Annotated in this window: 26 protein-coding genes; 10 read left to right on the forward strand and 16 right to left on the reverse strand. The window is 43.8% G+C overall.

Features of this window, described 5'->3' with window-relative positions:
- The first annotated feature begins 6 nt into the window (after nt 1-6).
- On the forward strand, nt 7-138 hold the full coding sequence (locus ABIO93_RS23935) for a hypothetical protein (RefSeq protein WP_348072411.1): 132 nt from the start codon (nt 7-9) through the stop codon (nt 136-138).
- 226 nt (nt 139-364) lie between these two features.
- On the opposite strand, the gene ABIO93_RS23940 is transcribed toward ABIO93_RS23935, so the two are convergent.
- The 3 genes from ABIO93_RS23940 to ABIO93_RS23950 all read right to left on the reverse strand — a co-directional run bounded on the left by ABIO93_RS23940 (nt 365) and on the right by ABIO93_RS23950 (nt 3862).
- Nucleotides 365-991, reverse strand: coding sequence for a cytochrome c biogenesis protein CcdA (locus tag ABIO93_RS23940; protein ID WP_348072413.1), 627 nt, complete (start codon nt 989-991; stop codon nt 365-367).
- 402 nt (nt 992-1393) lie between these two features.
- Complete coding sequence (locus tag ABIO93_RS23945) at nt 1394-2533, reverse strand: hypothetical protein (RefSeq protein WP_348072415.1); 1140 nt, start codon at nt 2531-2533, stop codon at nt 1394-1396.
- A 15-nt stretch (nt 2534-2548) separates the two neighbouring features.
- A complete protein-coding gene (locus ABIO93_RS23950; protein ID WP_348072417.1) occupies nt 2549-3862 on the reverse strand; it encodes a Gfo/Idh/MocA family oxidoreductase in 1314 nt (437 codons plus the stop codon).
- A 137-nt stretch (nt 3863-3999) separates the two neighbouring features.
- On the opposite strand from ABIO93_RS23950, the gene ABIO93_RS23955 reads away from it, so the two are divergent.
- From ABIO93_RS23955 to ABIO93_RS23965, 3 genes are all read left to right on the forward strand, one after another.
- On the forward strand, nt 4000-4473 hold the full coding sequence (locus ABIO93_RS23955; RefSeq protein WP_348072419.1) for an ester cyclase: 474 nt from the start codon (nt 4000-4002) through the stop codon (nt 4471-4473).
- A gap of 240 nt (nt 4474-4713) precedes the next feature.
- Entirely contained in the window at nt 4714-5412 is a 699-nt protein-coding gene (locus ABIO93_RS23960) for a hypothetical protein (RefSeq protein WP_348072421.1), read from the forward strand.
- A gap of 237 nt (nt 5413-5649) precedes the next feature.
- Nucleotides 5650-5871, forward strand: a complete 222-nt coding sequence (locus ABIO93_RS23965) for an ester cyclase (RefSeq protein WP_348072558.1) — start codon at nt 5650-5652, stop codon at nt 5869-5871.
- Between the two features lie 54 nt (nt 5872-5925).
- Here ABIO93_RS23965 and ABIO93_RS23970 read toward each other — a convergent pair whose 3' ends face one another.
- Nucleotides 5926-6879 carry an endonuclease gene (locus ABIO93_RS23970; RefSeq protein ID WP_348072423.1) on the reverse strand — a complete coding sequence of 318 codons (954 nt, stop codon included), beginning with the start codon at nt 6877-6879 and terminating at the stop codon, nt 5926-5928.
- A gap of 328 nt (nt 6880-7207) precedes the next feature.
- On the opposite strand from ABIO93_RS23970, the gene ABIO93_RS23975 reads away from it, so the two are divergent.
- Nucleotides 7208-8149 (forward strand): hypothetical protein, encoded by a 942-nt coding sequence (locus ABIO93_RS23975; protein ID WP_348072425.1) that lies wholly within the window; start codon nt 7208-7210, stop codon nt 8147-8149.
- 7 nt (nt 8150-8156) lie between these two features.
- Here ABIO93_RS23975 and ABIO93_RS23980 read toward each other — a convergent pair whose 3' ends face one another.
- Genes ABIO93_RS23980 through ABIO93_RS24000 form a run of 5 tightly spaced genes read right to left on the reverse strand, consistent with a single transcriptional unit; the run spans nt 8157 to nt 12178 of the window.
- Entirely contained in the window at nt 8157-8924 is a 768-nt protein-coding gene (locus tag ABIO93_RS23980; RefSeq protein ID WP_348072427.1) for a LytTR family DNA-binding domain-containing protein, read from the reverse strand.
- On the reverse strand, nt 8905-9924 hold the full coding sequence (locus tag ABIO93_RS23985; RefSeq protein WP_348072429.1) for a histidine kinase: 1020 nt from the start codon (nt 9922-9924) through the stop codon (nt 8905-8907). The genes ABIO93_RS23980 and ABIO93_RS23985 overlap by 20 nt, the downstream gene beginning before the upstream one ends.
- 13 nt (nt 9925-9937) lie before the next feature.
- Nucleotides 9938-10396 carry a hypothetical protein gene (locus ABIO93_RS23990; protein ID WP_348072431.1) on the reverse strand — a complete coding sequence of 153 codons (459 nt, stop codon included), beginning with the start codon at nt 10394-10396 and terminating at the stop codon, nt 9938-9940.
- Between the two features lie 22 nt (nt 10397-10418).
- The gene (locus ABIO93_RS23995; RefSeq protein ID WP_348072433.1) at nt 10419-11216 is read right to left on the reverse strand and encodes a DUF1223 domain-containing protein; all 798 of its coding nucleotides are present in this window, start codon (nt 11214-11216) and stop codon (nt 10419-10421) included.
- A 14-nt stretch (nt 11217-11230) separates the two neighbouring features.
- Nucleotides 11231-12178 carry a heme-binding domain-containing protein gene (locus ABIO93_RS24000; RefSeq protein ID WP_348072435.1) on the reverse strand — a complete coding sequence of 316 codons (948 nt, stop codon included), beginning with the start codon at nt 12176-12178 and terminating at the stop codon, nt 11231-11233.
- A 302-nt stretch (nt 12179-12480) separates the two neighbouring features.
- Here ABIO93_RS24000 and ABIO93_RS24005 point away from each other — a divergent pair, with 302 nt between their 5' ends.
- Nucleotides 12481-12942 carry an organic hydroperoxide resistance protein gene (locus tag ABIO93_RS24005; protein ID WP_348072437.1) on the forward strand — a complete coding sequence of 154 codons (462 nt, stop codon included), beginning with the start codon at nt 12481-12483 and terminating at the stop codon, nt 12940-12942.
- Nucleotides 12943-13403: 461 nt separating this feature from the next.
- On the opposite strand, the gene ABIO93_RS24010 is transcribed toward ABIO93_RS24005, so the two are convergent.
- The 5 genes from ABIO93_RS24010 to ABIO93_RS24030 form a co-directional block, all read right to left on the reverse strand.
- Complete coding sequence (locus tag ABIO93_RS24010) at nt 13404-14159, reverse strand: hypothetical protein (RefSeq protein WP_348072439.1); 756 nt, start codon at nt 14157-14159, stop codon at nt 13404-13406.
- Between the two features lie 17 nt (nt 14160-14176).
- Complete coding sequence (locus ABIO93_RS24015) at nt 14177-14308, reverse strand: hypothetical protein (protein ID WP_348072441.1); 132 nt, start codon at nt 14306-14308, stop codon at nt 14177-14179.
- Between the two features lie 28 nt (nt 14309-14336).
- Nucleotides 14337-14486, reverse strand: a complete 150-nt coding sequence (locus ABIO93_RS24020; protein WP_348072443.1) for a hypothetical protein — start codon at nt 14484-14486, stop codon at nt 14337-14339.
- Nucleotides 14487-14630: 144 nt separating this feature from the next.
- Nucleotides 14631-15719, reverse strand: coding sequence for a PAS domain-containing sensor histidine kinase (locus ABIO93_RS24025; RefSeq protein WP_348072445.1), 1089 nt, complete (start codon nt 15717-15719; stop codon nt 14631-14633).
- Between the two features lie 329 nt (nt 15720-16048).
- Complete coding sequence (locus tag ABIO93_RS24030; protein ID WP_348072447.1) at nt 16049-17980, reverse strand: sulfatase-like hydrolase/transferase; 1932 nt, start codon at nt 17978-17980, stop codon at nt 16049-16051.
- Nucleotides 17981-18189: 209 nt separating this feature from the next.
- Here ABIO93_RS24030 and ABIO93_RS24035 point away from each other — a divergent pair, with 209 nt between their 5' ends.
- Nucleotides 18190-18369 carry a twin-arginine translocation signal domain-containing protein gene (locus ABIO93_RS24035; protein WP_348072449.1) on the forward strand — a complete coding sequence of 60 codons (180 nt, stop codon included), beginning with the start codon at nt 18190-18192 and terminating at the stop codon, nt 18367-18369.
- Here the strand turns inward: ABIO93_RS24035 and ABIO93_RS24040 are convergent.
- Together ABIO93_RS24040 and ABIO93_RS24045 are read right to left on the reverse strand one after the other, a co-directional pair.
- Entirely contained in the window at nt 18359-18976 is a 618-nt protein-coding gene (locus ABIO93_RS24040) for a DUF4468 domain-containing protein (RefSeq protein WP_348072451.1), read from the reverse strand. The genes ABIO93_RS24035 and ABIO93_RS24040 overlap by 11 nt on opposite strands.
- A 131-nt stretch (nt 18977-19107) precedes the next feature.
- The gene (locus tag ABIO93_RS24045) at nt 19108-19443 is read right to left on the reverse strand and encodes a hypothetical protein (protein WP_348072453.1); all 336 of its coding nucleotides are present in this window, start codon (nt 19441-19443) and stop codon (nt 19108-19110) included.
- 174 nt (nt 19444-19617) lie between these two features.
- On the opposite strand from ABIO93_RS24045, the gene ABIO93_RS24050 reads away from it, so the two are divergent.
- The 3 genes from ABIO93_RS24050 (at nt 19618) to ABIO93_RS24060 (ending at nt 23127) form a co-directional block, all read left to right on the forward strand.
- Nucleotides 19618-21393, forward strand: a complete 1776-nt coding sequence (locus ABIO93_RS24050) for a tetratricopeptide repeat protein (RefSeq protein ID WP_348072455.1) — start codon at nt 19618-19620, stop codon at nt 21391-21393.
- Nucleotides 21394-21591: 198 nt separating this feature from the next.
- Complete coding sequence (locus tag ABIO93_RS24055; protein ID WP_348072457.1) at nt 21592-22023, forward strand: globin domain-containing protein; 432 nt, start codon at nt 21592-21594, stop codon at nt 22021-22023.
- A gap of 228 nt (nt 22024-22251) precedes the next feature.
- Nucleotides 22252-23127 carry a hypothetical protein gene (locus ABIO93_RS24060; RefSeq protein WP_348072459.1) on the forward strand — a complete coding sequence of 292 codons (876 nt, stop codon included), beginning with the start codon at nt 22252-22254 and terminating at the stop codon, nt 23125-23127.
- The last annotated feature ends 8 nt before the right edge of the window (nt 23128-23135 follow it).

A 23135-nucleotide genomic window follows, 5' to 3' on the forward strand; every position in this document is an offset into this window, starting at 1 on the left:
GTCGTGATGACAGGATTGAACCTGAGACCTCTTGCACCTATCCCCGAACCAGCGGCTATGCCTGCCGCCATTGAAAATTATGTAAAAAGAGAGCTGGACCTGGTGGCTTCCAATATGTCCTATGAGCAGAATGTTTAAGGCCTGGCTTCTAGGTGTTCACCATGCAGTTCATTATTTGCAAGCTTACATCAATGAGGTACACTTATAGGTTTAACAGGCACAAAATGAAAAAAGCGGACGCCGCGCGGGGATATTTCAGAATTTAATGAAGCGGATGGTTGCGAATTCACCATATCCTTACAAGATGATTATCAGTTAAAAGCCTAATTCAAATGACTTAATGTATAACTTTTGCGGAAAATTTTTAAAAAGCCTCCAACAAAGTGATCATTCCAATTGAAATAGAAAGAAAACCAGCGACATAATTGATCGTTTTGAGTACTGTTTCCTTCTTTGCAGCGAATTTAGTTATTGAAAAAGCAAAGAAATAGCCATACGCAGACATTGACAAAATAATTCCCAAACTTTGCAGCACAATAATCCAAACAGCAGTGTATGCATCACGCGCTGCGAGTGTTAACGCAACTGCACAAGCACCGCCCGTTCCCGCCAGTCCGTGGACCATACCAACCCAAAACGAACGGCTCACTTTTTTTGCATTTAATGATTGTACTGACGTTTTTGATTTTCTAAAATTTCGTCGTAATGCCAGTATCCCAAGCCAGATCATTAATGGCCCGATAACCAGTTCGACCTTCTCGGCGATACTTAAAGAAATGGTGGATTTTAACAACAAAACCAGACAGGCGAAAAGAATTAATGTAAAAGAATGACCTAATGCCCAATGTGATGAACGCCAGATCAATTTGAGGCGATCAGCTGGTTTTTGGTCTTTTTCTGTGGCCAATACTGAAACGGCTGCCATGTGGTCCGGTTCAAATGAATGTTGTACACCCAAAAGAAGCGAGTCTATCAATAAAAAATTTATCATTTTCTGTGCATTCTGATTTAAGAAATAATTCGCATTTTATTAATCCAAAATGAATTAATAAAAATAAAAGGCTTAGACATTACTAGTCATGCCGCGAAAATAAACCAGACAGGAAAAGAAGAAACATTGTGCATTGCAAATGGCGAAGCGCCGCAAATATCCCGTAAAGGATATGCAGAAAAATGATCCGTACCTGACTTGCTTCATTACGCGAAAGCATCATCAAACAAAAAAGGCAGGTATCTGACTTATAACGTTTTGGATATCGTTACTTACAGTTGCGCGACAGTCCGTGAATTACACGGTTCCCTATTTTTCACATGATCAATGTGAACCAATTTTTGTGGAGAAGCAAGACAAAGAACTTTAAGTGCGCAAAATTAGCTTTTTTTAAATCATATATCAATTTTGACCTGCTCGTCCAATGCCAAACTGGTCACCCGCACGCACAGCTCGGTTACCACTGAACTGAACTTCCGCCATTTTTTCACTGGCCACATTGTTATTGAATTCATCCTTCAAAACAGCGACCATTTGACGCGTTTTCACTTCAATCACCTCGCCGCTAGAAGGATACGCGTACCTGCCGTCCATACTGAATGTGACCCAGCCGGGCATATCCTGCACAGGAATAGTCGTCAACTGCTGGTAAGGCGTGCTCGCCTGGAATACATGCAGTCGCATATTGTGACCGTCACAAAGCCAGATTTCCTTTTCGTCGGGGGTGAGGCCAATGCCGTGGCTCGGGTTACCATGCCTGCGCACGGGGCCCATTTCCCAGCCTTCGACTGCTATGTGCGCGATTTTTGTGCCTTGTTTGAGATCCCCTACTTCAAAACCCAGCAAACTATCCACCGTCACATACACCATTGTTTCCTTCGCATTGATCGTAAATGGTCTGATGCTGTTTGCAAAAACCCCAACTTTTCCGACCAATGTATGCGTCTTAGTATCCGCCACATGCAGCCATGGGCTGGCAATGTCGCCCATGTAAACAAAATTCCCCGACGGGCCGTAAATGGTATTATGCGCCCTTTTGTGGACATTGATCTTTTTAATAATGTCACCGTTTTTGCAATCCACTACATTCCAGAAGCCCTTTTCCAGCGACGGGAGGTACATCGTTTGCCCATCCGGCGAAATGGACATACGGTCGCATCCTCCCTCGAAAGTTTTCTCCCAAACTACTTTTTCAGTCGTCAGATCAATGCGCTGCAAGCCTTCGATGGTACTGACATAGATGCTATTCAGCGGAATGCTGACCGCAATACCCTTCACATTGGACGGTTTGCCGTTTGGATGCAGGCCTTTCGTACTGATCCTTTTGACAAAACGGTGATGATCATTCATATCAAAAACCAGCAACCCGTGACCGCCATATCCGAGATAGTCGCGGATTCCGGGCGTCGCGACATACAGGTAGCGTTTGTCAGCAGCCTTCGTTACCGCTTTTTGAGTTTTGACGGATGCCAACGTTTGTGAATGTGCTTTGGCATTTAAAATTACCAGCCCGCAAAGGAGTAAAATTATTCTAGTTTTCATAATCAAATCAGAAGGTTAGGCAGTCGGGATTTTATAGCCATTGTGATATTGCTTGGCAATGAGCTTATTGGCCTCGGCATCATTGAACATGCCTTTTTCTTTATCCCAATACAGTTTTTTACCTGTCCTGAAAGCAATGTTTCCCATCTGCGAAAAAATAGCAATATCAGCCCCAACCTGAACCGGTGCGTGCAGGTCCTCCAATTTTCTCGAACGTACCACATCAATGAAATTTTTCGCGTGCAAATCCAGTCCATTATCGGAGGATTTTTGCACGGCTACGGCTTCCATTTTTTTACCTTCCGGAAATACTTCCCAGCCCTCCCGATCGAGGACGAGCGTTCCGTTATTACCTATGAAAGCGATGCCGTGCTGGCGGTTATATGGCCCGTCGTCGATACCGATTGCATGCTCCCATTGAATATTAAAATCGCCAAATTCGTACACAGTAGTCAGTGTATCAGGCGTTTCTGCGCCGGAATCAGGATTCGCGAATTTGCCTCCTGCTGCCATAATGCTTTTGGGGATCTGTGCTTTCATTCCCAGAAGCGCGTAGTCCAGCAAATGAACTCCCCAGTCGGTCATTAACCCGCCGGCATAATCCCAAAACCAGCGAAAGTTGAAATGAAAACGGTTTGGGTTAAATGGCCTTTTAAGAGCAGGTCCAAGCCACATATCGTAGTCTACACCCGCTGGCGGAGTACCGTCCGGGAGCTTTGAAATAGGTGTTACCCAGCTAAAATACGACCATACCTTCACCAGCCTGACACTGCCCAGCTTGCCCGAATGCACAAAATCCATCGCATCCCGGAAGTGTTTCTGGCTCCGTTGCCACTGCCCTACCTGTACCACGCGCCCGGATTTTTTCTGAGCGGCGACCATAGCACGACATTCCGCAATAGAATTTCCGATCGGCTTTTCGACATATACGTCTTTTCCAGCCTGGCAAGCCTCTACCATCATTAAACAATGCCAGTGATCGGGAGATCCGATGACGACGGCATCTATATTTTTGTCTTTCAGTAATTCGCGGTAATCGCCATAAATTTTCACTTTGGTACCTTTCGCGGCGAGTTCCGCTGCACGCTTTTCCAGCACATTCTTGTCCACGTCGCACAGCGCCACACATTCAACCCCCGGATTTTTCAATATAGCCGTCAGATCCGACCAGCCCATTCCATTGACACCGATCGCGCCCATCCGGATGGGGTCAGCAACAGACGAAAACTGAGGAAAAGCCGCCAGCGTGGACGGGAAAACAGATGATATGCCCGCACCTGCCACTATAGCCGAAGCTGAACTGATAAATTTTCGTCGCGAATTTTTCATGATGAATTAAATCTAATGGATCATATCATCGTAAAAGGTCGCTAACGGTGAAATATTACCCGTGCTAATTTATCTCAGCAAGAATCGGGTTTCAGGGGCTGTATGCGACAGGTAGTTTTGAATAAAAATTAACAATCATGAATGCACAACAAAAAGAAACCATGTCAAAAGAAGAACAAAACAAAGCGATCGTAGGCCGGTGGTTTACAAATTTCTGGGGCGAAACCTGTGATCTCAACATTGTGGACGAATTAGCCGCTCCCGACATGCTCCTTCGCTATTCGCTTCATGAACCTCGTCATGGACGGGAGGATATCAAAGCGTTTATGACGGATTTTCGCAGCGCATTCCCTGACCTTAACTTCTGGGGTGCCGCCGATCTTATTGCGGAGGGCGATTATGTAGTAGGTCGCTGGGAAGGAGGCGGCACGCATACTGGTCCTGCATTCAGCGATTTTCTTGCCGGATCATTGCCAGCAGCAACAGGCAAAAAAATGCATTTCACGGGTACAACCGTCCTCAAATTAGAAAACGGCAAGATCGTCGAAGAGATCGGGCTGGACGATGGTGTAACTGCTTTACAACAACTCGGACTGATCGCGTTAGTCTAATCTTTTCAAATAAATAGCCGGCTGATGTCGGCTATTTATTTGATAGCTGGCACTACAAGTTGTCAGTCGTTATCTCAACGATCATTTTTACCGATTGGTAACTCTACCCTACCTACTAATAACTACCTAGCCTCCCTCCGAGTATTTCGAACACAAAGGTCTTTTTCATAAGAAACCCGCTTGTGACTTGTGGTCAACAGGGCGTTCTTTAGTTCACCTTTCAACCTAATTTATTATCTTATGAAAAAAGCTATTTTTTGCATGTTTTTAATGTCCTCATTTTTGTATTCTTGTTTTGAGTCTAAACAAAATGACGTGGCACCAGCGGGATCTTTAGTTCTAAGAGGTACAAGTACTTTGTTAATTGATGCTAAATTTAAAGATTTTGTAGGAATTTGTAAGATTACAGAATTTCAAGAGTATGAGAAGTCTTTTTCATTAGATTTTAACAATATGGTTTTAATTAAATTCGATAATGAAAACAATAGTAACTTAAGAGCGATTATGATTCCTATAAATACCGATAACGTAGGAAATAAGCTGAGTAAAAATTTGATAGTATACTTCAAAAATAATTTTAGTTCGTATCGTTTTCTTTTGACAGAAAGAGAAGGAAATTTTAATAGTGAAGGAACGTTCTCTGGGGTTACCAGACTAAAAACTATGGATGAACAAGTTGTTTCTGAGGAGTTTGTCGAAAATAATAAATTCGTTAAGCTATTGACACATGAGGTTGATGAATCAACAAAAAATGCAAGGGTAGCACTGCAACCGACTTGCACATACAATGAGTTTAACTTTTATTATCAAAGTATTAAAAGCAGTTGCACCAATGATGCAGTATGTGATATTGCTTGTACAGCCTCAGGACCTGTCTGTGCTGCGGGTATGGCTTTACAAGCACTTGATTATTGTATGGCCTTTGATTATAATCCATAATAAAATAAGTATGTGGTATTTATTAAACTCATTAATCTAGTATGAAACTACTTAATAATTCCAAAAACCTGTTAACGTTATTTATTATTGCTAATATCGTTTTCCTTCTTGGTTTATATATGTTTATGAACAACGTAAACTTGACTGTAAGTAGATTTATACTACTTACTTCTGCTTTGCTAAATTTCACATTTTATATATCACTAATACTATTTCTTTTCAGGAAGTTCTTTTATAATAAAAAATAATGAAAGCGATACTTGGGAAGGAGGCGGCACGCATACTGGTCCTGCATTCAGCGATTTTCTTGCCGGATCATTGCCAGCTGCAACCGGCAAAAAAATGCATTTCACGGGTACAACCGTCCTCAAATTAGAAAACGGCAAGATCGTCGAAGAGATCGGGCTGGACGATGGTGTAACTGCTTTACAACAACTCGGACTGATCGCGTTGGCTTAATGGTTTCCCAATAAATAGCCGGCTAATGTCGGCTATTTTATTTGAAAACCAGTATTACATCCTCGCAATGCTACCCTGGCGCTTTTTCCATTGAAACGAGACACTCACCGGGTGATGATCGGATAACGAAATACCTTTTTGGTTGCGGAAGCCTTCGCTTTCCAGTTTGTAGTTCTCAGGTGCGAGAACAAGTTCTGAGGAACTTCGGTAAAGTATTTTATCAATGGTTTCACTACTCGGTGGGAGATCGAGAATATTGCTGGCGGGTAACATTTCTCCGTGCCCCGGCATTTCGTTTTGGTTCTGTAACAAAACCCAAGCATCGGATAAACCATTGTTTTTGAGCAATGTATGAATATTATCTTTCGAAAAACTGTAATGACCATTCAGATCGCCCATGACGATGACCGCGTTGCCTTTTGAGTGACTGGCAATGTATTTACTGAGCTGCAATACATTGTTGCACCGCGCTCTGGCCGCAGCCGGATGGTTATATGCATTGGCATGCACATTGTAAAAATCAATGAAAACACCCAGCGCGACTTGTATCTGAGTGTAGCTAAATCCCTTCGGTGTCAGGCAGTCGGCACCCGTACAGTCGTTCCAGCGGATGCGGCTTAGGCGGTGAATCGGGTATTTGGACAATGTATTCAGGCCGTCCCCAAATGGTACCACACCCTTGGTTTCGGTTCGATAAGAATGCTGATTGTGACCTTGGTACAGGCTTTTGTGATAATTGAAATCCTCCTGAACGTGCGCAATGTCGTAAGAATTGAGCCTCCCGCCAATGTCGGCAATACTGACGGCGCGTTTGGTCACCGCGCTTGAAATAAATTCGGGCAGCCCCGCGATGTTGTATGTGATCGCTGAAAAGCTGCCTGAATCCGAAACACTTAATTTAGGTAGATGCTTTTTGGCAGCGTAATCATGTATTGGGGCCTGGCTAACCATAAAAGGCAATAAGATTAATAACAAGGCGGTTATTGGAGAAGCGTAGAATTTGGACATGCGCTTTCTTCTTGGATATGTTTGCCAAAACTACCCACTTCATGTTGCCCCAATGCTTCCGGAAAATGATGTAATCGTTAATTTGAATTTACTGCGTCTGAAGTCAGCGCTGATGTAATCGCAGTTGCCATAGCCGGCAGCACTGGGAGACACATTCTTTTCGTCAATAAAAACGGGTATTTGATACACCCATGACCTCCGTTAGTCAATCTAATTTCTTCCTTATTAAGGGGTTGGTACTTTTGAGTAAGTGCAAGCACTCGACTCAACTTTACTGCGCACAAGAAATTGAATCTTGGAAACAGATATCTAATTAAGAAATATGAAAATGATCAGAGTAATATTAATTATCGCGTTAACAGGTGCTTTAAATATTGACTTAAAAAGCCAAAGTATCACTACCAATTTAAATGACTCCCGAATAAAACTGGAAGCGATAAACAACAGAATAGAGCAGTTATATTTAACGGAAGATGTGAATGCTTTGACCAGCTTATACGCCAGTCAGTTCACTTTTTTCCCTGAGTATAAACCTGCCATTTTTGAAATTAAGGCGTTAAACAAATTTTTTAAGGACTGGTTTACGGCAGGAGACGTTAGGACATACAAGAAAAAAATAGCCGCAGTGGAGATATACTCAGATCTTTTACTCGAATTAGGCACTTTTACTTTCCATTACTCATCCATTAAAAATCCACAAGGTGAATACAAAGGAAATTATATGATCCTATGGAAAAGCGAAAAAGGTGGAAAATTGAGTATTATATCCGAGACATTTGGAGCTGATACATATATTGAGCCTGAAGTGGTTCCTTATGCAGATGTCCGGGTGGAAGAAACTAACTTCACAGCAATAGATCATGTAAGTAAGAAATTGATTGCTGAAATTGAAGAATTTGATGCAGTCGTTTTAAAAGCCGTAGCAAATGGTGACGCAATGGCGAGAGCCGATGGATTTACAAAGGACGCAATCCTTCTGTCAAGTTTTGATTCAATTCATGTCGGAATGGAGAGTATCAGGCCGAAAATGCTCAAAACCTATACATCAAACACGTCCTTTATTGTAAAGCATTATTACAACAGGATTTATGGTCTTGGGGATTATGTTTTTGTAGCTGGTCAATATAGAGGCGGCTGGGGTGATTCAACCGAGGGAGGAAGGTTTGAAGGTAACATGTCCAGTCTTTTGAAAAGATCAAAGAATGGAAAGTTACTGATGCACAGACAAGCCGGAAACAGGGACCGGAAGTTAGTGCTTTTCAACAATTAAGCGTCACCTACCTGTTTTCCAGCCACATCAGAAAGCTGCTCACTTTCTCTTTTCCGATCAATAGTTTCTCTGGGGTAGGAATGGATAATTTAACAAACAGCTTGCGGGAGAAATAATGTTCCACTTCCTTAATGGCGTCGAAGTTGACCAGATATTGCCTGTTCAGCCTGTAAAACTGAGACGACGGTACAACTCCCTGCACTTCTTCCAGCGGCTGCGCGATCGCGTACTGCTGCTGATCAAACGTCATGATGGAAGTGGTTTCATGATGAATATAGAAAAAGGCAACATGCTCTGTTTTCACCGTCACGTACTTATTTTGCCTGAAAACCAGGAAGCTTTTCTTGCCGTCGGGCTCACCGAGTTTCCTCAGTAACATTTCCAGATCAGGTACCAGCTGCTTTTCGCTCGAAAAATACGTTTTCAGATTGCTCAGCTTTTCCAATGCTGATTCAATATGTTCCTTTTTGAATGGTTTGAGCAAATAATCAATGCCATTGGCTTTGAACGCGTCAATCGCGTAATTGTCGTAGGCAGTACAAAAAACAACCGGCGGAAGCACTTTTACAAGCTCGAAAATCTGAAAGCACAGCCCATCGGAAAGCTGAATGTCCATAAAGATCAGGTCGGGCTGCGGGCCATCCGTCAGGAAGGAGACTGCCCTTTCGACGCTCTGTATCGTCGCCACTATTTTTGCATCCGGGCGGATCGAAGTAATGATCTGAGCCAGCGATTTGGCCGTTTTGATCTCATCCTCAATGATTAGTACGTTCATGAATGATCGGAAGTTTGACCCTGAATGAGTCCTGATTAGTTTCTATTTCAATTTTTTTGTCCAAAAGGTGCAGGTACCTCCTGTTAATATTGTCAAGCCCCATTCCAGTAGAGCGGCCCGGGTTGTTTTTCAGCTGTAACTTATTTTCTACGATCAAATGATCTCCCTCCGAATACAAAACAATATGCAGGGGATAGTCCAGCGAAACAACATTGTGCTTGATACAATTCTCGACCAGCAGCTGCAATGTAAACGGCGGAACCCAGGTGTGATAATGCTCATCCTCAATCCTATATTCCAGACTGATCCCCTCTTCAAACCGTGCTTTCAGCAAGAACATATAGGCATCCAGTATTTCTATTTCTTCCGACAACTGAATGAGGTCCAGCTTCCTGTTTTCCAGCGTAAACCGATAAAAATCAGACAGTTTTAAAATAAAATCCACGCTGTTTTTGTCTTCCAGTTCCACCATTGATTTCAATGTATTGAGACTATTGAACAAAAAATGAGGGTTTACCTGCTGTTTCAGCAGCTCATACTGTGCCCCCATATTATCCGCCTTCGTGCGCTCCAGTTCCACCATCACTTGCTGATTCTGATGGGCTTGATAAAGCAAATGCAACAACATATAAAACACCAGATTGATCAGTATCCCCCGTACTTCGAACATCAGCATAAACGGCCCGAACTCCCGGGAGGGCATCATTAGTTTTTGCGCGCCTACCATCAGGAACATCACCAAAACCCCTACTCCAATGCTACGGATCAGCAACGGCGGCGAAAATCCGGTTTCGGTAGTATGTCTCGAAAATTTGGGCAGCGAGTAAATGTTGAAATACCACACAAACAGCGTGAAAAGCGATGTGATCAATGCGTCGGTAATCGCTTCGAAGACACTAAAATACTTTTCGGCTATTTTAGGTACCGTAGTCAGTACCCCAAGAAAAATGGAGCTGAGCCAAATAATCCCCGCCGAAACCTTAAAAGTCTTTTTAATCATGAACCGGTTTTGTTTACGGAAAAACGGACGCCTTTTGGCCAAAGATAAAATTTATCCGTTGCTCTTGATCATCGTTGCTTCTTGTCAAAATCTTCCCTTCGGTATTTTCAATTTCGTAGTCAATGCGGATGCCGTCATTCGCTGCCGGTAGCACCTTCACAGTTTCGATCACTTGCCGCTCGCCGTTGATATTTCCGCCAAACCAGTATGGGTTCGGGACAAGTTCCCAGGTCACTAATGTAAATATTTCTCCGGGCAAATGCCCACTATCTGCCGCGCTGGCAGCAATTCGCGCTGCGTTGTTTCCGTAAAGGGTGGAAGTCGTGCCCAGTTTCCGGTTAAAAACCGAGGTGATCGCCTGCATATCCGGGCTATCAAAAATCGTCTCAGGTGCGAGCGTGGGCGCGGGAGTGTTGTCGCAGGCGGACAACAGCAGTACCATCGCAAACAGGGAAAGGATTCTGGTTTTCATCGAAATTGTGATTACTTTTTGACTAAACATTTTCCTTTAATTCAGGCTTTGTCGCCGCCAGGATCTCGCCATTACTTTTATTTTGAAGAAACCCGATCACCTCCCAGCCTTTCGGATCAAAGTTGCCCGGTAGCATGATCTCCGCATCGCCAGCGCCGTTGGTACCGAGCTGCTGGGTTTGGATCTGGCGAACGATCTGAACATGTGGAAGTAAACGTCCCGCATTTTCACCGCGTTTCACCACTGTCTGCGCTACTTTCTGAACTAGTGCGAGTTGCAACAGCGCGCTGTTTCCTGTGCCTTTCGTTTGGTAATTCAATGTAATTTTATTTTGGTCCCGCTTTGCCTCCATGGTCAGGCTGGCCTGTGACGATGTGCGCAGTCCGGATGCGATAGCGTTGCGTAGCGTTGGCTCCTGCGATCCCACAAACTCCTGTTTGCCATTTACTACTGCCTGTGGCGTGTACACCGTTTCCAGTTTAAGCCAGCTTGCATATTGGTACTGTCTTTTGGTAAAATCGCGGTTGCCGAACACATCCTTCCAACCCTGGTGGTCCCAATAGTCGACATGAAAAGCCAATATGTAAACAGGTTTCCCGGCATTTTCTTCCTGAACTTTGGCGATTAACTTATCAGCCGGTGGGCAGCTCGAACATCCTTCCGACGTGAAGAGCTCAACGACCGCAAATCCCTGGCTATTAACATCATCCGTGTTAGTATTTTTCATTGTCGATTCATCATTGGGTTGAACAAATGAGGTCAGTACCGTCGCTGCAATGCATAGACTGGCGGCAAAAAAAGTGGTTATTACAGCTTTCATATTTTTTAAGTTTATTAGTTTAAATCTTGTTTTTTGGTTGGAATATCAAATACAAACCCATTTTCAGGCACCAGGCGGTGGCAGTTGATGCAGGACGTAGCAAATGAGAGTGTCTTTCCATAAGGTACCAAATCCAGGCCACCAAACCGCGCAAAGCCCCAGCCCTCGGTATCGCTGAATTTCTGATCGTCACGGATCATAATTTGCACATTGTTGAAATTTCCCGCGCTTACATTCCCGCTCTCGTCTTCATGCTGACTGTTCCATACCACCTTCACAATAATGGCACCATTGGGCCAGGGATTGATTTTATTTTCCCTGATGGCTTTTACCGTAATGTCGTTTCCATAGATCAGGCGCGTTGTACCGTTGTCAAACCGGTTGGTTGAACTGATCACCTTCCATTTCTTATAGTCATCAAAATAGGTGATACCATTGGCCGACGTAGGAAACTTACGCGTATGCGCGGGTCGGTTGATTTTTGACGTATCTCCGGTACTATGGTTTCGGTCCGAAAGTTGGGACACATATTTCTTTAAAATAGCCAAATCATTTTTCGAAACCGTTGCACCGGGGTGGAGCTTGGTGTAATTCGGCAGGGGCATTTTCCCTGCGCTGATCATATTGACCATATACCACAGCTTCGCTTCCTGATCCGCTTTGGGTATACTGTCCCATTCCGAAAAATTGAAACGCTTTCTGGCTTCAATCACATCGGCAGCTACTACATAGGAAAATGGTGCGACCTTATCATACCATGTCAGGTTGGTTTCATTGGAATGGCAATCGTAGCATGCGCGCTCAAAAATCTTTGTCACCTCCTTCGGCCCCTGGAATTTACCAGTGACTGCTGGATTGGAAATTTCAGGACTGGTAGCCTGGATGCCGATAAACCCGGCAAACAAAACACAGGCAATGAGGACTGTGGCTTTTCTGTAACGTCTTTGTTTTGAGAAAATCATATCTGCTATTTTTTCCTCAAAAGTATATTCCGCAAGAATTAATACACATCAGAATACGGCTCAGTTAGGCCAAATCACAGCTGAACCGGACAGGTTAAAACCTGAATTGGAACGACCCAGGCTGGAAGGTATATACCGAACAAAAATGCCCGTACAACCCAAAAAAGCACATTGCCGTCTTCGGATTTACAGATGTCCAGTTCAGCCACCAATTCGTCCACTTCCCTTTTTTGACGATGGTCCACCGGCCCGCCCTGGTATAATTTTGACCTACAATTCAAACAAATAAAAAAAACAAGACAATGGAAACGAACACAATTGCAAGCTCAGTCATTACTGAAAACGGTACTACTCAAATTGAAAAAGTGCTTTATACGGGCAGGACGCACACCACAGGAGGCCGCGACGGCGTATCACAAAGCAACGATGGGTTGCTGGACATTAAACTCACTTCTCCCGGTTCAGCTGGCGGCGGTACCAATCCTGAGCAGCTTTTCGCTGCTGGCTGGTCGGCTTGTTTCCTCGGCGCAATAGGGATCGCAGCTGCTAAATTGAGGGTTACACTGCCCGCTGAAACCGCGGTTGATGCAGAAGTTGATCTGGGAACGACCAAAGGCGGCTACTTTCTGCAAGCACGTCTGAATGTAAGTTTGCCGGGTATTGACACCGAAACCGCGCAGGCTCTCGTAAACGCCGCACACGAAACATGTCCTTATTCCAAAGCTACTCGTGGGAATATTGGAGTTGAGATTAATTTGGTTTAGGGAAATGCGTTGATGACAAAAACGCGCTCAGGCGACCTGAGCGCGTTTTATGTTGTTACAGCAATATTTTTTATTGCATTTTTTAGGAACGAATGTTGATATTTCCATTCTTTGTGCAATATGATTTTTTGTCATTTCAATGAAAATAACACACTATTCAACTTGTCAGGTAGATATCAACGATTACATCTATTTGCAAGATTCTGTTGAAATTCTTGATTCTTGTAAATTTTTTAGTTTTGGTAAAAATGGCACATTTCGAAATTATTAGTTAATTTCATTTCAACTACACAGAAACATGTCCGCTACAATTGTAACAAATACCGACTCTGGCTTAGCTAAGCAGGATAAGGTTACGAAGCAGACCGAAATGTCCGGCAATAATATTATTAAGAAGACCATCCAGATGTCCGAAACGATGAAGATGTATCCTCGGCCTGTTCGTAAGTAAGCTGTTTTTATTAATACTTTTGATCCACAGGAATATCCACACTTACAAGGTTCCTGAAATTTTCAATACCTTCCGTTGATTTCAACGGGTTCCCGGCGACGAAGAGCCACTTCACATTAGGACAGCCGCTCAGTGTTTTCAGATCTGTCATTTGATTGTTGGACAGATCCAGACGATCAAGCTTTTTGGTTTGCAGGTCGCTTACATCGGTCAAACCGCAGTTTCGCAGGTACAAATCGCCCAGATTTGGAAACTGATTGAATAATGCCAAACTCTTTATTGTATAGTTTGAGACGTTCAAAGCAGTGACGTGGCCTTTCTGCACACAGACCTTGAAATTGCTACTGGAATCGGCAACGTGCCAGTGCTCTGTAAACTCCACGTTTTTCACATCAAAACCTGCATCTAGCGCAATTTTCGCAACCAGCACCTTTTCGGTGGAGTCCAATCTCGTGAAATCGTACTCATACTGCCCGGGAGAAGCTTTGCCCCGCCCGAATTCCATTGAAAAAACCGTTGCATAAACCGCTAGTCCGAATATGCAAAATGCAAGAGAGGTGAGTGCGGCGATTTTGTGTTCATGAAAGCCTTTCAATGCCCACCACGCAGCCAATAAGTAAAGAAATCCTCCTGCCAACAGCATCGGGACCGACAACCAATCCGGTATTTTTTTCAAAAATGAATTGGGATCGGTCAGACCGAATGTGAATGAATAACCTAAAACACCGGTAACTAAAAGGGCGATGACTAAACTCCGAATGGCCATTTGATTGCGTGTTTGATTTAATTCTTTTGGGTGTGGCTGTCGATCGTGAAACAAATCCATAATCCGTAAGCTACCAAACCGCCCAGCATGCTCATACTGACCGTAGCAAAGACCTCCATAATGTCAAATAATGATAAAAATTTCTCCATGACGCTGAATCGTATATTTTGCTGTTACTTAATAATGGAAGATCACTTTGACCGACATAGCGATGAGCGCGATCACCAGGAAGGCGTGCACATCAAACTTTTTTGCGACGGACTGGCGTACGCCGTTCTTTAAAAACATCCAAATTAACAATGCAGTAACTTTTTCTTCCTGGTGCATAACGGTTAGGCTTGATTTTGATTTCTGAACCAAAATTGATTCAAATAGCAACACCTGATCCTCCCGGTTCATAAACGGCGGATTTCCTGAGAAAAATGGTGGGAATAAGTTGATATAGGGATTTTCACTGCGGGTGACGCCATGTCAGTTTTTGAAGGACAATATAAATTTCGCGCCCTCATTAGGCTTACTTTCGATGGTAATGTCGCCCCCCAGGCTCTTCAAATGACTATGTACAAGATACAATCCGATCCCCTTGGCGTCACTGTGATTGTGAAATGTCTGGTTGAGTCCGAAAATCCTGTCTTTCACCAAATCCATATCGAAACCGGCTCCCTGATCTGTAAAAATCAGCTGCTTCATATTCCCTGATCTTTGCGTTGAAATAGAAATCACCGGCGTTTGGTGCGGTATGACGTACTTAATCGAATTGGTGATCAGGTTCAGAAAAATACTATCCATATAGGTCGCGTTAAACCTGATGTCATCAAAATCCGAAAAATCGACGTGGATAGTGGTTCGTGAATTTTCAATGAGTGTTTTCAAGGAATGCATCACCACATTGAGCGATGCGCTCAAACTAATTTCCTCTTTTTTGACGGTCAGAAGGTCCTTTTGTACGAGAATATCAACATACTGATTCAGCGAATCTTTCAAGCTTTCCGTGGCCGATTTCAAAATGTCAATGAATTGCAATGTCTCTGCATCCTCAATTTTAGAAGTATCCAGAAGCCCAAAAACGGAAAGCAAATTATTGACCGGCGACCGAAGGTCATGCGAGGTAGTGTAGGTGAGTTGTTTCAGATCCTGGTTAATGCGGGTGAGATTAGCCAAAAGGGCATTGCGGTCTTTTTCGAGCGTTTTTTTATGCGTAATATTTTTAGCGATGGCATAAACAAGCTGCTCCTCATCGCTGGGTATGGATGTCCAGGAGAGCCACACGATTTCTCCGGCCTTTGTTACATACCTGTTTTCATAGTTTAAAAGCGGAATGCTCTTTTTCAATTCCTCACGATGCTTGGAAGTTAATTCCCTATCATCAATATAAATGAATGTGTCAATAGGCCTGGAAAGCAACTCCTCGCTAGAATACCCCATGAGTTTGGTAAAAGCAGGGTTAACCATCCGAAAATATCCGTCATATCCTGCAATGCAAAGAACATCCTGTGATATTTCAAAGAAAAGCGCTTTGTGCAGTTGATCAGTGGAGGGGGACTCGGATTCGATCTTCATAATTCCGCTTAAAGTAGTCACTTTATCAATTAAAACAAGGAATATTTCCAGAACTTACGAAGTTATAATCTATTATATAACCAAACTAATTAACATTGACTACTACATTCATTTAAGATACCTTTCCGCTGGCTGTAAAACCTTACGTTCAGGGTATACCATTGCTTTAAAGCTGGCCGGCAAATTCACATCACCGCCTGAATGCATTCGGCAGTGGTGATCGTTGCCCGGGCGAAAGCAACTTTCGCAAGGTCCCGGCAATGGCAGGCCTTCGTGCCTGACATTGCTGTCGCTTACCCGTCATTTGTATAAGGTAGGATTGAGAATGATCACTTCATCAGTTTGTTTTTAAATTGATAGCTCGCCGTCTGGTACCAGGTGATGCCTTCTTCTGTGAGCTTTTTGTTGGATTGTACAAGCTTTGCTGATCCGTCTGTAAAATTGGGTACAAATGAATCGCTGATTCGCTGAGGCCTCAAAATGATCAGCGAATCTTTTCTAATGTATCCCAAACTTTGGTAAGTGCTTATAAATGCGCGTTCGCGCCCGGGTTCCAGTTTAAAAATGTCATAACCAAAGAATTTACTCTGATAGGAAAAATTAAGCAGTCCCAGAATCGTCGGCCCGAGATCAATCTGGCTCATCAACCGTTCCATTTTAGCTGGTTTGATGGTATTTGGTGAAAAAATCATAAGCGGTATCCTGTATTTGTTCACCGGCAGATCGGCCTTACCTGCACTGGAAGCACAATGGTCGGCCACGATGACAAACAATGTATTTTTGAACCAGGGTTTGCTCCTGGCCTCACGGACAAACCGGCCGATCGCATAATCGGTGTACTTCACCGCCCCCTCGCGGCTGGTATGAGAAGGAATGTCAATGCGGCCGTCCGGATAGGTAAATGGCCGGTGATTGGACGTCGTCATAATGTGCGCAAAAACGGGCTTCCCTGATTGTATTGTTTTTTCAATTTCACGTGTCGCCAGCGTAAAAAGGTTTTCATCGGCAACACCCCAGATATTTTCATAGTCAATCTCTTTTTTCTTGATCTCCGTCCGGTCTACTACCTTATAGCCATTGTTTGCAAAAAAGTAACCCATATTGTCAAAGTACCCGTAGCCGCCGTAAATGAACTTGCTTTCATATCCTTTTTGATTAAAAACACGACCCAGGGAGAATAGTCCCTCATTTTTGGGCCGTCGAACAATGGATTGCCCCGGCGTCGGAGGTGTACATATTGACAAAGCCTCTAATCCCCTGACGGTACGCGTTCCCGTCGCGTACAGATTTGTAAAAAGAAGGCTGTGGCTGGCAAGAGAATCCAGATTTGGCGTAATGTGCTGTGTATTTCCAAAAGTACCGAGAAAGTCGGCGCTGAGACTTTCGACGCTGATCAGTACTACATTCATCCTCTTCTCCGAACCCGGATTCACGATCTTTCTTTCGATACTGAATGGGTTATTGTCTACAAAACTGCTTTCAGGAGTCTTGATCATCTCACGGATCTTCTTAAATGCATCCTGGTCAGGTATCTTCTGATAAAACTGGGCATAGTCCAGCTCATTGTTCCGGTATGCGGCAAATAGCTCGTATAACCCGTTTCCTGCCAGCTCGTTTACATAAGTGTTATCACTGAACTGCCTGAATTTGTTATTGACCAGATAAAAGCACAGCACCAGGAACGTGACGTAGGCCAACATACGTAATGATCTCTGCTTGAAAGAATAACGCTGATAAGCGGCTCTTTTCAGCGCTGGTTTCAGAAAAAAGACCAGTGCCGCAGTCGTCAGCAGCAGCCCCGCTACAATGATCCCGACCGGGTACGACTGCCTGATGTTGCCAATTACTTCATTCGTGTAAACCAGGTAATCGACGGCTATAAAATTGAAACGCGAACTGAACTCGTCCCAAAAGACCCATTCCGAGACAGCATTGAAAAGCAGTCCAAAGACGAAAAACGCGAAAATACCGTAAAGTACGAAGCGGTGCCAGCGCTTCCGCCACCATTTCCGGGGTGTAATCCAGATGTATAAAGCCAGCGGCAACGTAAAATAAGCGGCATTGATCACATCATAAAAAACCCCGATCGCGAAGATTCCCAACAGGTTAAGGAATGTAAAATCCACACCAGCCGCTGATTTGAACAGCAGAGCTACTCGGGTTAGAACGGATAGGGAAATAAGTACCGCCGCCATGATCGCGACGAGGTGTAGGGAATGCTTTCCAGCTCTTTCGGCTGAAAATGTTTTGTTAGGTATCATTACTATAGGCTATTGGTCATTCAAATATATGTCAAAAGCCAACCACTAACGTTCGCTACTATCTTAGCCAAGAAACAGCGTCATTAAATCCTGTATTGAGGTGATCCGTGCAGGGACGTCAACTCTTTGGCACCTTTCGTCAGATCCCCTGCTACACGGATCCGGATACCTGCCCCCTTGTGATAAAAATCGGACAGCGACAGTTCAAAATGAAAGAAAAAGATATGTTTAACCGGAGAAATTTCCTTCGAAACACCGCAACTGCCTGCGGCGGACTGTTGACCGCATTTGCAATGCCTGCAAAAAGCCTGTACCATTCGCCTGCCGGGTTAGCATCTCCAAAAATAAGCTTCCGCTCTACCCATCCAATTGTGAATGTTATCTCCTGACCATTGGGTCGCTTTTCAATGCCGCATTCCTCAATTCGATCTGGATCCTGTCGAACTGGTATGCCATGATATCGTGCATTTTGGCCAGGTTTTCGAGGTATGTTGTTTTCGACCATCGTTCCCGGTTCAGGCGCGATTGTTCAGCTTTACCTTTTCTCAACATTTTTGCGACGTCTATGTCCGCGATCCGTCTTCTATAAGTATGTATCGTCGAAAAATCCGTGTCTGACGACTCAAAAGCCTTAACTCCCGACTGTTTGGTTTTTACCTGATCAATGGTGCAGCTATATTGATTATCCTTGATATCGACGGTCACTCGGTACGAGAAAGCGTCATATCCCGGCGTATATACAGATTCTGAGCCTTGATAAACGATCCTTCCCCGGTCAGCATCTGACACTTTAATGATCTCCCAATAATTGGAATACTTTTGGGTAAGCCAGGTCCTAACGTTCCTGAAAACGACCAACTGGTCCTTTCCCATGTCCACAACTCTGGTCTGCGTAACTTCGCCTGTAAATTTATTATAAGAAAGTTCGGGCTTTTGAGCCAGTCCGGAAAAGGATATGAACACAATCAGGCTCAAAAAGGGCAACAAGGTCTTCATTTAAATAGATATGGAGGTTATATATATTCATGTGGTCGGTGCGATCAACATAAAAGTAATACTACAAAATCATCACTTATTTACAAAAAATAATCTCACGTTATTTTTGTGAAGACATGCATTGCTGATTTTTACTCGAACTCTTTTTTTACTTTATCGGCGATTGAATAAATCCTGTTCACCAGTGTCGCGCACTCTTCTTCGGTCATGTTTTCAATCGTATGGCGCACTGCATTCATAACCACAAACCCCGCCTCGTCCCTCATGATGCCCATCCGGGTGGCCGTTTTTTGCAAGTCAATCCATTCGTCCGTTAATCCGTCAGAGAAATACTTGGCGTCAATAATATTGAAATACGAAGATTGGGACTTTAATTTTTCCTTAAGATTAGGGTGACGCGAATCATTTTTCAGAGTCTCGACCAGTTTAGACAGTTCAATGAAGGCAAAAACATTCGATTTCTTCACAAGTAATAACGTTGAGTATATGTAACTATTTTGGAACAAATATAAACATCAATTCCAATATACGGCTGCATGAGTCTAATTCGATTTTGTTGTTTTCTAAGTTAACGGTACGTAAATACCTGTTTAATTCTCATAATTTTGAGGGCATTATAACTCCTCGACTCAACCGCATCTATGAAAATCAGTAGTGTCTTATTGCTCTCTCTTTTTACAACATCTCTTTTTGCCCAATCTTCCAAAATCGACAGTCTCGAAAGTGTGCTCGCCAACACTACCGTCGATACCACAAAAGTGAACCTGCTGACGGATATTGGCGTGGAGTACTGGGGTTCCGATCCCGAGAAAACCAGACAGTATTCGGAAAAAGCGCTGATGCTGGCAAAAAAAATAAAATACTATCGTGGAGAAGCGAAAAGTAATCAGGGAATTGGCATATACTATTGGCAAAAAAATGATTACGCCAAGTCATTGGCCCATTACGAAATAAGCAAAAAAATATATAAGGAGCTCGAAGATCATCTCGGCTACGGCAGGACACTGACGAATATCGGGATGATATATGGCGAGCAGGGCAACTACGACATGGCGCTGGACAACTACCAACAGTCATTGTTGATTTTTCAGGAGTTGAATGATCAAAAAAGAATGGCGTCGACCATCAACAGCATTGGGAATGTGCATAAGAACCAGAAAAATCTCGAAGAGGCGCTGATTTCCTATAATCAGGCCATGGATATTTGGGTCAAGGCCGGGGATAAAAAATCCACCGCGGGTTCTTACATCAACATTGCCAGCATTTACAGCAAACAAAAAAAGTACGACGCTGCCATCACCAGTGCCAATAAAGCTTTGGAACTGTTTGAAAGTTTCAAAGACAGCAATGGACAGATCATCTGCCTCAATAACCTGGGAGAAATTTATTTACAAAAAGAAGACTACCCGCAAGCGCTGCAAAAATATGAACGCTCTCTGGAGATCAATCAGGAGTTTCAGAGCAAGCGACTGATGATCACCTCTTATAACGGGTTGGGCCAGGTTTATGCCAAACAACATAACACCACCAAAGCCATTGAAAATTACCGTCACGCACAGTCGCTGGCGGAAGGCTCGGGCATCAGGCCTGCATTGCAGATGTCTTACCAGGGATTGGCAACGGTCTACGGCGACATGAAGGATTACCCTAATGCCTATCATTTTCAACAGCTTTCCAATACGCTGAAAGATTCCATTTTCAACGCGGAAAACACCAATAAGATCGCGAACCTGCGGGTACATTATGAGACTGAAAGGAAAGAAAACGAGATAAAGCTGCTTCAAAACGAGAAAGATCTGGGTTATGCGCACCGGAACATGCTCGCGTTGGGGCTTGTGTGCGGGCTGGTCGTGTTGGGCCTGGCATTTAACCGCCAGCGCCTGAAAGTGCAAAAAGACAGAGAGATACATGCCGCGCAAAATGCGCTTGCCGAGAATGAAATTCGTAACCGCCAGGAAAGAGAACAGCAATTGACCACAGAACTGGAATTCCGTAACAAGGCACTTACGACCCACACGTTAAACTTGATCCAGAAAAACAGTATCCTGGAAGACATCCGGCAAACTGTTTCACTCGCCCTCAAAACCAGACAAGGCGAGGAACATTCTACCCTATTCAGCAGGCTCATTAACCTGATCGATTACAGTTTTAACCTCGACAAGGATTGGGACGAATTCAAAATGTATTTCGAAGGCGTGCACAAGGATTTTTTTACCAAACTAAAAAAAGAATACCCCGATCTCAGCAGCGGTGAACTGCGTCTTTGTGCATTGATCAGGCTGAACCTTAACCTGAAAGAAGCAGCGACATTGCTCAACATCGCACCGGATAGTGTAAAAACGGCCAGACACCGGCTCCGCAAAAAACTCAACTTACCGGAGGACAGCAACCTGACGGATTACCTTATGACAGTCTGAAGTTTGAAAAAAATAGCTTTTTCAAGCACTTAAACATTCCTTTTTCGCTCAGAAGAGGGAATGTTTACTTTTTGTATACCACCAGAAATAGGATCGGCGATTTTGACACCCTAAGTTTATATCATCTTCGGAAACAAGCCATATCGGCCTCGCAGAGGTTTCACTAATCTTATCCTCAATCACAAAAACACAACAGCCATGAACATTCGTAATATGCTCATTATTAAAAATTCTTGGAGCCAGGTGATCGCGCAGCCGGACAATCCGGGTGTACTTTTCTACCAAAAGCTCTTCGAAGCCGCTCCATGCCTGATACCGATGTTCAAATCGGATATAGAAGGACAGCAAAGCAAGTTCACTGATATGATCACCTACATGGTGACCAATTTGCAGAACATGGAGCAGGTCCAGCACGAGATTGAGCTCCTCGGCCAGCGGCACATGCACTACGGCGTGAGCCCTGAACATTACCAACTTGTGGGGTCGATCCTGATCGGCACATTAAAAAGCATCCTCGACGATTTATGGAACCCTGAAACCGAGGAAGCATGGACTAGTTTGTACGATTACTGGGCACAGGCCATGCTCCGGGCGGGTAACGAGATGAGCGGGGCGCAATCGCCAAAGTAGGTTATCGACATTCAAAAAAGGGGCTTGTACATCATTTGTGCAGGCCTTTTTTGCTAAATACACCTCTTGTATACGCCAATTTTTTAGAGATCAACCTCTTGTATACCCGGTAAAATTGCAGGCCCCTCCTATCCTGCCTAGGTTTGCATCGCCTTCTGAGAAACACTTCTTTCGAAAGATAGGCAAAACAAATCCAAACAATTTTATCCAAATCACTTATCTGTTACCATGAAAAATATTCTAAAATTCGCCCTCATCCTGTCCATGGGTATCGCATCCTGCAACGAACAGGACAATGCCGTAAAACCTTCCCAAAAAGACGAAGTTATTAACGCCAAAATGCGTGAAAACCTATCGCCTGACGCTCCGAAAAAGTATCAACTGAGCAAATACGGAAACGTCAAACTGGCGTACTATCCCGACGGAAAGTTGCAAAAAGTAACCTATGCTCCCAGTACGCGCAGTTCACCGGCCATATTTGCAACTTATAAATACAACGCTAACTACATTATCTCCACATTCTATTACAACAATAAAGTAGCGCAGGAAACCACCTACCTGCTCGACAATTCCGGTCGCTGCTATGACTCCAAGCAACTGGATTACATTCCAATGGGACCCAATACGTTTCAGGTGAAAGAAAGTAATTTTCATTACACTTATAACGCCAAGGGGCAGCTGGACACGCGTACCAACAAAAAAGTAGCCACTGAGAAAACAGTATTTATCTGGAATGCCGACGGTGATCTGACAAAATTGACCGGATATAATTTCCGGGACGGCCAGGCGTATGAGTCTTTTAAATCGGAATCGACACTTTATTACGACCAACCTACCGGCGATCCTGTATTGGCCAACCTGGCCCCTATCAATTGTGAAGCGGCCAACCTGCCTGATCCTTTCCTGATGGTATTTGGCAAATCAAGCAAGCATTTGGTGAAACTTGTAACTGAAAATACGGTACTAGGTGGTAACTACTACGTTTACACGCTCAATCCGGATGGATATGTAACCAAAAGAGACTGGTATAATGTGAACGGCGCGGCTTTGATTGAAACAACAACGTACGATTATCTGGTAACAAACCTAATATTTAATTTATAAGTCCCCCC

The sequence above is a fragment of the Dyadobacter sp. genome, from assembly GCF_039919315.1.
Lineage (GTDB): Bacteria > Bacteroidota > Bacteroidia > Cytophagales > Spirosomataceae > Dyadobacter.

Coding starts and splice junctions, on each gene's coding strand:
- ABIO93_RS23935 (WP_348072411.1), top strand. CDS start 7: ATGACAGGATTGAACCTGAGACCTCTTGCACCTATCCCCGAACCAGCG.
- ABIO93_RS23940 (WP_348072413.1), bottom strand. CDS start 991: ATGATAAATTTTTTATTGATAGACTCGCTTCTTTTGGGTGTACAACAT.
- ABIO93_RS23945 (WP_348072415.1), bottom strand. CDS start 2,533: ATGAAAACTAGAATAATTTTACTCCTTTGCGGGCTGGTAATTTTAAAT.
- ABIO93_RS23950 (WP_348072417.1), bottom strand. CDS start 3,862: ATGAAAAATTCGCGACGAAAATTTATCAGTTCAGCTTCGGCTATAGTG.
- ABIO93_RS23955 (WP_348072419.1), top strand. CDS start 4,000: ATGAATGCACAACAAAAAGAAACCATGTCAAAAGAAGAACAAAACAAA.
- ABIO93_RS23960 (WP_348072421.1), top strand. CDS start 4,714: ATGAAAAAAGCTATTTTTTGCATGTTTTTAATGTCCTCATTTTTGTAT.
- ABIO93_RS23970 (WP_348072423.1), bottom strand. CDS start 6,879: ATGTCCAAATTCTACGCTTCTCCAATAACCGCCTTGTTATTAATCTTA.
- ABIO93_RS23975 (WP_348072425.1), top strand. CDS start 7,208: ATGATCAGAGTAATATTAATTATCGCGTTAACAGGTGCTTTAAATATT.
- ABIO93_RS23980 (WP_348072427.1), bottom strand. CDS start 8,924: ATGAACGTACTAATCATTGAGGATGAGATCAAAACGGCCAAATCGCTG.
- ABIO93_RS23985 (WP_348072429.1), bottom strand. CDS start 9,924: ATGATTAAAAAGACTTTTAAGGTTTCGGCGGGGATTATTTGGCTCAGC.
- ABIO93_RS23990 (WP_348072431.1), bottom strand. CDS start 10,396: ATGAAAACCAGAATCCTTTCCCTGTTTGCGATGGTACTGCTGTTGTCC.
- ABIO93_RS23995 (WP_348072433.1), bottom strand. CDS start 11,216: ATGAAAGCTGTAATAACCACTTTTTTTGCCGCCAGTCTATGCATTGCA.
- ABIO93_RS24000 (WP_348072435.1), bottom strand. CDS start 12,178: ATGATTTTCTCAAAACAAAGACGTTACAGAAAAGCCACAGTCCTCATT.
- ABIO93_RS24005 (WP_348072437.1), top strand. CDS start 12,481: ATGGAAACGAACACAATTGCAAGCTCAGTCATTACTGAAAACGGTACT.
- ABIO93_RS24010 (WP_348072439.1), bottom strand. CDS start 14,159: ATGGCCATTCGGAGTTTAGTCATCGCCCTTTTAGTTACCGGTGTTTTA.
- ABIO93_RS24015 (WP_348072441.1), bottom strand. CDS start 14,308: ATGGAGAAATTTTTATCATTATTTGACATTATGGAGGTCTTTGCTACG.
- ABIO93_RS24020 (WP_348072443.1), bottom strand. CDS start 14,486: ATGCACCAGGAAGAAAAAGTTACTGCATTGTTAATTTGGATGTTTTTA.
- ABIO93_RS24025 (WP_348072445.1), bottom strand. CDS start 15,719: ATGAAGATCGAATCCGAGTCCCCCTCCACTGATCAACTGCACAAAGCG.
- ABIO93_RS24030 (WP_348072447.1), bottom strand. CDS start 17,980: ATGATACCTAACAAAACATTTTCAGCCGAAAGAGCTGGAAAGCATTCC.
- ABIO93_RS24035 (WP_348072449.1), top strand. CDS start 18,190: ATGAAAGAAAAAGATATGTTTAACCGGAGAAATTTCCTTCGAAACACC.
- ABIO93_RS24040 (WP_348072451.1), bottom strand. CDS start 18,976: ATGAAGACCTTGTTGCCCTTTTTGAGCCTGATTGTGTTCATATCCTTT.
- ABIO93_RS24050 (WP_348072455.1), top strand. CDS start 19,618: ATGAAAATCAGTAGTGTCTTATTGCTCTCTCTTTTTACAACATCTCTT.
- ABIO93_RS24055 (WP_348072457.1), top strand. CDS start 21,592: ATGAACATTCGTAATATGCTCATTATTAAAAATTCTTGGAGCCAGGTG.
- ABIO93_RS24060 (WP_348072459.1), top strand. CDS start 22,252: ATGAAAAATATTCTAAAATTCGCCCTCATCCTGTCCATGGGTATCGCA.